This is a genomic window from Candidatus Cloacimonadota bacterium (assembly GCA_020532355.1).
Taxonomy (GTDB): Bacteria; Cloacimonadota; Cloacimonadia; order Cloacimonadales; family Cloacimonadaceae; genus UBA5456.
The window spans coordinates 1-7,470 of sequence record JAJBBD010000331.1 but is presented as its reverse complement, the minus strand read 5'-3'; the positions used below and the strand labels follow the sequence as shown (position 1 = coordinate 7,470).

The following is a 7,470-nucleotide window of genomic DNA, read 5'->3' as shown; positions in this document are numbered from 1 at the left end:
CAGGATATCAGCCTGATAGCGTATCGTGAATTGTTCAAGAAAGCTCTGGATAAACCTTACGAGCATGTGATAATTGACGAGGCGCAGGATCTGACCTCCATTCAAGTAAGAATTGCCCAAAGGATGATGGGTGGTGGATCACCCAGCGGATCACGCAGTATATTTTTGGTGGGTGACGTGTCTCAAACCCTATATTCGAGGGGTTTTTCCTGGAAGCAAGCAGGGCTCATGCTGCAGGGTAAAAGCCACAATCTGCGGAAGAATTTCAGGAACACAAGACAGATAGCCGAGGCAGCCGCTGGTTTGAATAGTTATAATCGGCTGATGCAGTTATCAGATGACTATGTGGACCCTAAATTCACATCCCGGCAGGGGCCACGGCCGATAGTACTGGATGCGTTCTCCAATGAAAACGAGATAACTGCTATTATCAACAAAACCTTGGATTTGGCCGGGGACAATCGCTTTCGCCTGGCTGATTTTGCCATTCTCTGCCCCACCCTGGATCTTTGTGCCCAGGTGGGTAAGAAATTGGGGGAACAACGGGTGCCTTTCATCAGCAAGGGGGATGATCTCTTCGACATCCTGGAAGAAAAGATCAAGGTACTCACCATCCACTCGGCCAAAGGATTGGAGTTTCCCGTTGTGTTTGTATTAGGATTGCATGAAGGTACTATGCCACAGTATCAAAGGCTTAGCATCGATGATGAAGAAAAAGAGCTCGCTCTGGAGAGGGATCGAACTCTCTTCTACGTGGCTATGACCAGGGCTGCAGAGATGTTATATTTGGTTACTTCCAAGGAAAAACCATCCAGGTTCATCTCCGAAATCGAGAGATTGATTCGGTTTGAAACCTTCAATCGGAGTTAGAATGGAACACTTGCTCGATATCTTAATAACTCATCTGGCAGAATATGCTTTGCCGGAGCCAGAAACCGCTTATTGCATCAATATAAAGGGACAGGAAATCAAAGCCTTGGCTGCCTGGGTAAGCGAGAAAAAAGCCATAAAACCTGGCAACAAATCTCAATCCACAGAAGCTGACGGTTGGCAGATATGGGAAGCATTTGATGAACAATCAATACAAGTGGCGTTAAGCGCTATAGCCAGATCTCTTTCCATCGAGCCAAATGTGATCAGACTTGATTTTTCCAGGGTCAATGATTTAAAAGATGCACAACTATTTGTCCAGGCCAAAGCCGAAGCCGAAAAGTTAATTGAACAAATTCAACCGGATCATCCTGATTATGAGAAATGCGCATTATTGATTAGAGAGTTACGTAAAAAGATCAGGGAGACTGGAATAAATGTGACTCCCAGGCAACCAGAGCAGCCCAAGATATCGATCCCCGCACTGATCCAAAAGGATGCCACAAGAATATCACAAGTTCCTGAAATAGACTGCAACATCATGGGGTTCTTCTCCCCCAATGATGAGACTATGAGTGCTGTCGATGCTTTATGGGTGGCTCAGATACGTAAGGGGACAGTTTCCGTTTGGACAGCCTGTTTGGAGGGAAATCCAGCTTATAGCGATGATCCGTCCTGGGAAACGTTAAATTCTGAAGTGGAAATGCTGGAACAACTACTGGATAGACTGGATGGGAAAGCAAGCTTTCTATGGCAGGCCGGCAAGGCTATGCGTTTGATGCATAACTGGCATTATAGGATAACTGGTAACCCGATGACGGGACAGCAGTTTGTTGATCTAAGCCTACTTTCTCAGATGGCTTTCCCTTTGGTCCTACGCAGCGATAATCCTGAAGCGATGTGTAAGCTTTTGGATATAGAATACATGGACGAGATGGGCAACGGCGGACCCTTGGCAGCAATGATCGGTTTGATCGGGAGAATAAAAGAATCTCTAAGTGGCCTGCCAGAGACTCAGCGGGCTATGCTGAGGAAAGTGATTAAATCACCCACTTCAGCGAGGTCAAAGTTAATACAGGGCATGGATCAGCTACTATCAGATTATTGGGGATTAGCTGAATCGCATGAGTTACTGGATTACTTCACCCCGCTTACTGAAGAAATAGATCCCAGCGCTTACTTGGACATGGTGCAAAGCCATTTCCGGTCAGTCCCCGATGTTAGTCTGTCCAGCACAGGATTAAGAGATGCCCAAGCTAAAACACTAGCTCATTTCTTTCTCAAAAGTGGTTATCTGGAACAGGTTGCCGGAGATAATTACAAGTTGCGTGAAGCACAATATGGATTCAGCCAAAGAATTGATGAGTGCCTTTCCGATACGAAGGCGTATTTGCTTGAGGCAGGTACAGGCATTGGCAAGACTATTGGCTATCTGGTGCCAGCATTGCTTTCGGGTAAAAAGACATTCGTATCTACAAACACCAAAGCCCTGCAGGATCAGGCTTGGCAAAAAGACGTGCCTGCAGTCCTGGAGGCTTTCACTCTGGCTGGCATTGAAAGGACAGTTTCGATAATCAAGGGCAAGGGAAACTACGTATGCCTACAAACAGCCTCGGACATGCTGGAGGATGCGCACGACTTCATTGATCATCCTGATGACCTGTATTTCTTGGGTGCGCTTATCAACTGGCTCCCTCTTACAGAAACAGGTTGGTTGAGCGAAATTGAGCACCTGCAAAACTTTAAATTGATCGGCTTACTGGGAAGAGATGCTGCCCCTCCCAAGCTCAGGGAAGGTTGGGCAGATATCGATCCGCACGCAATGGCCAGAGAAACGGCTTCGAAATCGGACCTTGTGTTAGTAAACCACAGCTATGTGGTATCAATCGCGAATGCCGCAGATACCAGCAAGAATGACTTTGAGACACTGATCATGGATGAGGCACACAATCTGGATGCTGTTGTTACTGAAGTTCTTACCAAGCAGTTCCGTCCTTGGGCGCTGCAACATGAGCTAAACTCCCTGTTAAAAAAGGATGATCATGGAGAAATCCAAGGTTTAATAAGAGCGCTGCTGGCTAATCCCCAATTGAAGGGCAATCCTCTATTGGAGAGATTTAAAAATGCCCTGGATAAGTTTGAGCCACTGCTCAATTCATGGTGCAGACAAGCCAGAGAACGCCTCAATCAGATGTATCCCAGTATCGACAACATCGATCCAGACTATCCCACTTCCTTTGAAACTAAAGCGTTTTGGGTGGAATCGCTCTATGCTTCAGCAAGTGTGTTAAAAGAGGCAGTATCATCACTGGAACTGGCTTTGCACGACCTGATCCCGCAGTTGACTGATTTGAAAGGCCTTCCGAAAAGAGTGTCTGGGTCATTGGGTGCTTTTGAAGACCACCTCAGTGAAAACGATGAAGCTCTGGAATACCTGTTTGAGAGAAAACCGGATTGGGTTCTTTGGGGCCAAGCCAAGGTGAAGGTTAAACCAGGCGGTTTGCCCGAAAAAGAGGGTAAATTGATAGCTTGGACTACTGAACTGCTTTGTACTCCTTTGGATGTTGAGGGCTGGCTCAGAGAAACACTGAACCCCATTTATAAACACAAAGCCTATGTATCTGCGACCATAACCGTGGGGGGCGTGTTCGACACGATCAAGCAGCGTCTGGGACTGAGCAGCGAGGATGACACCAAGACGCCGATCACTGGCATCTATCCCTCTCCATTCGATTTCAAGCATCAAGCTTTATTGGCAGTATCTCATGACATCCCTCAGGCAAATCCAGAACTTAAGATAGATCCGCTGTATATGGAAGCACAGAGCAAGCATATCGCGGACTTGGCTATAGTCGCTAAAGGCAGACTAATGGCCTTGTTTACATCACACCTGATCATGCGGGAAATGGCACCCAGACTGCAAGCCAGGCTAAGGGATCAGGGAATTCTGGTGCTAACCCAGAATGACGCCAGTCGGGCAGCCTTGGTTGAAAGGTTCCGCGAAGCTCCCGCGAAAGGCGAAAAGATAGTCTTGCTGGGGGTAAGATCTTTTTGGGAAGGCATCGATGTGCAAGGCGAAGCTCTTTCGGTGCTGGTAGTAACCAGGCTTCCGTTTGAGTATCATGGACATCCTGTGGCGATTGCCAAGAGCCAATTCTATGAGTCACATGGCTTGGATCGGGACTATTTCCGGGACATGGTGGTTCCCACTGTATTTCTGCATCTGCGGCAAATGTATGGCCGCCTGATCAGGTCTGAGCGGGACCGGGGTGCTTGCGTGATCACCGATCCCAGAATACATTTTCGCAGTTATGGCAGAGCCCTGCTGCAGAGCTTGCCAGAGACAGTTACGGTGGTTGATAAAAGCGATAAGGTGGTATCTGAGGTCGAAAAATTCTTAAACGGCGAGAAAATTGAATCCACATTTGACTGGGGCTCCATAGCTGATGAAGAGCGAGAGCTATCACCGGAACAAAGAGCTATTGTGGAAAGCCAGAGTAAGAGGATTTTGGTCAGAGCATCAGCAGGATCGGGGAAAACACACGTGCTCATATCAAGAATAATCAGGCTTGTTGGCTCTGATGACGCCCAGCCAGGCGATGTTTTGGCTTTAACATACACAAATAAGGCTATGAACGTGATGCGAGACAGGCTCAGTCGAGATCTAAAAGAAAAGTCGCATAGCTTGTATGGCAATGTGCTGACTTATCATAAATTGGCCACGAGGATAATACGCCAGGATGATAAAGATCAAGGCAAAGAAACTGAGTTCCTGAATGAGAAGAATCCTGAAAAGCAAAAAGAGCTCTTCGATATGGCTCGGAAGCAGGCTGGAATATCAAGAGATGGTCTATCTGATGAAGATGCAACGACCCTGGTCAGCTACGCCCAGAACGGACTGGTTAATGAGGAAGATCTCAAGAATTATTCTGCATCAGGTGACAATACAACGATTACTAAACGATTTGCATTGTTCTATCTGGAGTATGCCAGATTATTGCGCGAAAACAATCTGATTGACTACGGCGAGGCAATCATCAAAGCGGTTACTATCTTAAGGGACAAGAAACAATCCCAAAGATGGGGTAACCGTTTCAAGTGGATTTTCTGCGATGAGTACCAGGATACTTCTCCTGCTCAAGCAGCGCTACTACAATTATTGGGGCAACAGGCGAACCTTTTCGTGGTCGGAGATAATAACCAGTCGATCTACTCTTGGCAAGGCTCAGACCCAGAGAATCTAAGAAGATTCGAGCTTGATTTTCCCAATACAGCACCTTACTATTTGTCCAAGAACTATCGCTGTTTCCCAAAACTGGTTAAAGTATCATACAAGTTTCTGGCTCAGGCAGGGGAAGAAAGTGGCATAAAGATCGAATATGACGAGAATAGATCTACCGAAGAGCAAAATGTATACTATCTGCATAATGCAGATGATAAGACCGAATCTGGAGCTTTAATCGGTTTGATCCAAGCTGCCCTAAACCTTGAGATACCTGGAGATCCTCCGCCCAAGGCAACTGTTGGTGTACTAGCCAGAAAATGGGTTCTGCTCTATACTCTGGAGGCCGAATTATTAAGAAGTGGCATTCCCTATAAATTTGAAGGGGATACGGCTATAGGGCTGCTGGCAAACGCTAAAATCAAAGATATTGTTATCAGAGCGGCTAGGCTGCTTGAAAGGGTGTCCAGTAATGCTGAGTTCGGCGATACCAGCGAAGGCCAGATAGGGAAGGATATCAGATCTGAAGTTATCACAAAAGCTGATGTATTGTTGAAACGTGTTCTTGATAGCATGCCTGGAAAGGCCCTGGAAGAGATCGAGAAACGTGATTTTGACCATTTATGCGGTGTTCTTAAGGATAATGATGCAACTATACTCTCTGCTTTTAGCGCTGAGCCTGAAAAGACTAAACTGATCCTATCTACCGTGCATAGTCAAAAAGGTGAGGAATTCGACACTGTAATTGTTCTTGGGATGGAAGAGGGAAACTCTCCCCACGAGCCTCCCAAAGCGCATAAACGGCTGCTGGAATGGCGTAAACTAGTACAAACATATAGCCGTGCGACCTGGAGGAAAGATCTCACCGATGAGGACTTGGAATCGCTTTATGACCAAGAAGAGAAAAGGATATTCTATGTTGCCTTAACCAGAGCCAGACACAATCTGATCGTATCCAGAGCTCAAAAAAGATGTCTCTATAACAACTCCAGCCGAAGCTACGAAAAATCATGCTTCCTTGATCTGGCTCATGACCCTAAATGTGTTACTGAAACTGATGACGGTGGGCAGATACACTTGAGCGCAGCTGCTGCAGCTAAAGACGCATCGTACCGTTCTGATGGTAGAAAGTTCCAGACAAACAGCGGGCAAAAAGTTCGTTCCAAATCCGAAATGCTCTTGGCTAACGAATTTACTGCCAGGGGCATCTATTTTGAGTATGAAGAACCTGATTTCGGAGTGCCCGGAGCTCTTCCTGACTTTATCTTCCCTGATTATGGCAATCCAGTGTTGGAACACCTGGGGATGATGGATGACAATGTTTATCGGGAAAAATGGGATGAGAAAGCCAAGAGATATGAGGCCAGAGGGATCTTGTTCCTGCAGACTAATGAACAAAACATCAGGACATTGGAACAAACTATGGATAATCTGCATGACCAGTTCATAAGCCACGCAGAAAGAAGGTTTGGCAAGGACTATCTGGATAAGATTGCCTTGGTTGAGAAGTTAAGGCGAGAGTCCGATATAATAATTATGCACCAGGTTCAATCTTCCCCAGACCTGATCTATGAAATCCAAACTAGCCCTATTGGTGCTACCTTATGCTGTATCCCACATCCGGGAGAATCAAGCAGGAAGCCTGATTTGGAAACGTATTCCGGAACTGAGATTAAATGGGGATGTAAGACCATAAATGGAATTCAAATATGGCTGGGAAATCTACTATTAGAGGGATAGATGATCGAAATTAGAGTCTTTATATCTTGCCCGAGTAGAGATACAGTCTTGGGGAACTTACCATTAGAACTGGTTTCGACAGCTGATGATTTAAACAAGTACTATGAACCTCAAGGCTTCCTAATAAAGCCATTGTATTGGGAACAACCATTCTTTGTTGGTTCAGAAATAGGTAAAACTCCCCAACAACTGATCGACGAAAAGGTTGGCGATTATGATCTATACTTTGGTATGATGGGAAGTAGATACGGCAGTGAGCTACAAGACAATCCTATATCCCTAACAGAGTATGAGTTTAACGATGCTTTAGTAAGAAACGCTAAATCTAGCCAATATAAATATCCACGCATTGTTTGCTTTTCATTTCTAAAAGCAAGTAAGGAAGATTGTGACGATGGGCAGTTCGAAAAAATCGAGGAGTTTCGATATCGTGCTTGGGAGACTGGGATTTCTAACGTTTATACAAATAAAAACGAGATCGTAAGACTTTTTGAATCCAAACTTAAAGAGTGTGTCGATACATCTTTTGTTAAGTATTCGCTTCCAAACGAGTATACAATACCATTATCAATTTCAGACAGAACAAACGCGAGGGATTCTATCTTTCGATTAAACCAAAGCAGCCTATATGAAGAGAT

Annotated in this window: 3 protein-coding genes; all 3 read left to right on the top strand. The window is 45.5% G+C overall.

The window, feature by feature from the left end:
* The coding region (locus LHW48_11340; GenBank protein ID MCB5261041.1) for a UvrD-helicase domain-containing protein at positions 1-870 on the top strand (870 nt) is incomplete at its 5' end.
* Position 871: 1 nt separating this feature from the next.
* On the top strand, positions 872-6,832 hold the full coding sequence (locus LHW48_11335; GenBank protein MCB5261040.1) for a UvrD-helicase domain-containing protein: 5,961 nt from the start codon (positions 872-874) through the stop codon (positions 6,830-6,832).
* A partial coding sequence (locus tag LHW48_11330; protein ID MCB5261039.1) for a DUF4062 domain-containing protein occupies positions 6,833-7,470 on the top strand: 638 nt, incomplete at its 3' end. It lies immediately after the preceding gene.

Bases quoted from the DNA above. Each gene is read 5' to 3' on its own strand.
- LHW48_11335 (MCB5261040.1), top strand. From the start codon at position 872: ATGGAACACTTGCTCGATATCTTAATAACTCATCTGGCAGAATATGCT.